The organism is methanotrophic endosymbiont of Bathymodiolus puteoserpentis (Logatchev), assembly GCF_900128525.1.
Lineage (GTDB): Bacteria > Pseudomonadota > Gammaproteobacteria > Methylococcales > Methylomonadaceae > Methyloprofundus.
The window spans coordinates 1-2,305 of the sequence record NZ_FQTQ01000127.1; the positions used below are offsets into that span (position 1 = coordinate 1).

Below are 2,305 nucleotides of genomic sequence, written 5' to 3' on the forward strand. Positions count from 1 at the left end.
GGCATAAATCTAATAATAGGAATAACATGAAAGAAATTACAGTTGATAGCAATCCAAGCGAAGCACTTTTAAAAAAAATGGGTGTTGCTAACTGGCCAACATGGGAAAAAGAAGTCTCTGTATTCCCATGGGAGTTCGTTACCACAGAAACAGCATTTATTGTAGAGGGTGAATGTGAAATGACACCTGAAGATGGCAGCCCTTCAACTACTTTCAAAGCGGGTGACTTAGTAGTATTTCCATTAGGCTATAAAGGGTCTTGGGAAGTGAAAAAAGCACTTAAAAAACAGTACAAACACAACGGCGGAAAATTTGTTAAATGTTTCTTCAACAATTTGACTATATTGTTAAACTCCATTAAATCAATTGTGAAATAAAGTTCACTTCCATTATTTCCACAATAACTGCTTCTGATCTTTTGGCTAACGCGTATTCTAAAGGCGAGTAAATATCACCTTCTTTATTCAGTACCTTCGCCAAAAATCAAGGGACAGCCAACTTGAAATAATGTAACCAAGCTGGCTGCCCGAATAATAAAAACTTAAGGATCGTGCATGAAATAACATCCTGAAATGATAATGCAGGATTTTTGCTTCAGATGGAGTAAAAAGATAAGTTAGAAATAGGGAGTTTGTTTCATGCACGTTTGTAAGCCACACATATAGCGGAAATTGATATACCCATGCCTCTCGACTACAATCATGATCATAACGCCTAATCTTATGGCAAAAGCATGCACATGAGCGCTGAACTATGGCGAAAAATCTTACTTGATCATGGTTACAAAAAATAGCGTTAAGGAAATCAAAATTAAACAATATCCGAAAGTTTACGTTCTAATGTAGCCTGTATGGAATTTACGGAATACAGGAAGCTTTGTGCATTCAACTTCCCGTATTCCACAAGCTTCATACGAGCTACACAAAGTTTCGGGTTTTATTGAAATCTTGTTCCTAACTACTCAGCCCGCAAAGCTTCTAAAGGGCTCAACCGAGCAGCTTTCATCGCTGGTATCACCCCTGCAATAAGGCCAATTAATACGGATACTACAAACGCTGCCAGAATATAAACCCATGCTAACTGCACAGGCAATGCAGGTAAGACATAGCCAATAATCTGCACAATCAATATTCCAAATAAAACACCCATACAACCTCCGGCAAAACTTAGCACCAAAGCCTCAGCCAAGAAAAGCTTAAAAACTGTCCCTTGATCTGCCCCTAATGCGCGCAATAAACCAATTTCAGAAATACGCTCTGAGACGGCAATGGTCATAATCGTTAAAATCCCTACTGAGCCAACCATCAAAGAAATTCCACCTAATGCACCAACTGCTAAAGTCAGTATATTTAAAATGGAGTCCATACTTTTAAGCATTTGATCCTGGGTAATCAAACTAAAATCTTCACCACCATGTCGCGCGATTAATAAGCGTTTAATACTGCGCTCTATACTGTTTACCGAAGTATTACTGTTATACAGGACATCAATCTCCATCACGCCTTGTCGATCGAATAACTCTAACGCTTTTACTGTTGGGATATAAATCGTATCATCCATATCAAAGCCCAGCATCTGGCCTTTTTTCTCCATTACGCCCAAAACACGAAAACGATCACTGCCGATACGAATACGTTGTCCGAGCGGGCTGGTGTGCGCAAATAATTCTTGTGCCAATTTATGCCCAAGTACAGCAAAAGCACGCGGATTTACTTGCTCTCCAGCAGGTAAAAAACGCCCATTGGCGATGTTGATTTTCCACACTTCAGGCACTGCCGAGCCGACACCTAAAACCGTACTACGACGCTGTTTTTTACCTGCTTCTATACGTGCGTTACCCTGTACCAACGGCAATACCGCTATAATATTATCTAATTTAGCTATGCTCACGGCATCGGCCACCGTTAACGGTCGTACCGTACTAATCGTCGCGCCAGACAGGCCTAAAGTGGTGGTTTTACCCGGAAATACTGCGACTAAATGAGTACCAAACTGGGTAAACTCAGCCAATACATAATGATGAATGCCTCGCCCGATAGAAGTTAAAATAATCACCGCAGCAATACCGATAACTAGGCCTAAAGCCGTTAAACTGGAGCGTAATTTATGACTAATGACGGTGCGATATGACAGCTTGATTAAATCAAAGTAATGCATAATTATCGTTTCCTTAACGCAGAAACGGGATCCATTTTAGCGGCTTGTCTTGCGGGCAGCACACCAAATATTAATGCCGTCAATAAGGCGACAGCTAGAGCGGCGGCAACAGCCCAAGGTGGTAAATAAAGTGGAAAATCAGGATAAA

General features: G+C 40.8%; 2 protein-coding genes. One reads left to right on the plus strand and one right to left on the minus strand.

Features of this window, described 5'->3' with window-relative positions:
- Positions 1-377, plus strand: a 377-nt coding sequence (locus BQ7314_RS10515) for a cupin domain-containing protein (RefSeq protein WP_342590405.1), incomplete at its 5' end; no start/stop codon positions are given.
- Positions 378-957: 580 nt separating this feature from the next.
- On the opposite strand, the gene BQ7314_RS10520 is transcribed toward BQ7314_RS10515, so the two are convergent.
- Positions 958-2,157 (minus strand): ABC transporter permease, encoded by a 1,200-nt coding sequence (locus tag BQ7314_RS10520; protein ID WP_174483654.1) that lies wholly within the window; start codon positions 2,155-2,157, stop codon positions 958-960.
- Between the last annotated feature and the right edge of the window lie 148 nt (positions 2,158-2,305).